This window comes from Vibrio sp. 10N.222.55.C6, assembly GCF_041473395.1.
Classification (GTDB): Bacteria; Pseudomonadota; Gammaproteobacteria; order Enterobacterales; family Vibrionaceae; genus Vibrio; species Vibrio crassostreae_C.
On the sequence record NZ_JBFRSD010001193.1, the window covers coordinates 1 to 274 of the forward strand.

A 274-nucleotide genomic window follows, 5' to 3' on the forward strand; every position below is an offset into this window, starting at 1 on the left:
GAAAACACGCCAGCTTTCGAACCTGTTGCCGCTGTGGGTTTGGCGACTCGGTTAGCGGCTTCTGTTTATAACGACAGTGAAACTGGCGGTGATGTTTACGCAATCTCAGACACCATATTAAGCACTGAACACTCCTTGTCTCGCTTGTCGATTGATTCACGAGAAGATAACCCCATCGTTTATTACAACATTGCGGTTGAAGCTCATGAAGGTGAAGGTTCTTTGGAAGTCGGCCATGTGTTATTAGATGGCAGCGTCTTTACTGTGAATCAAA

1 pseudogene is annotated in these 274 nt (G+C 46.0%); it reads left to right on the forward strand.

From position 1 onward, the window contains the following. Window positions 1-274: pseudogene (locus AB4486_RS28140) on the forward strand (carboxypeptidase regulatory-like domain-containing protein); the annotation flags it as partial.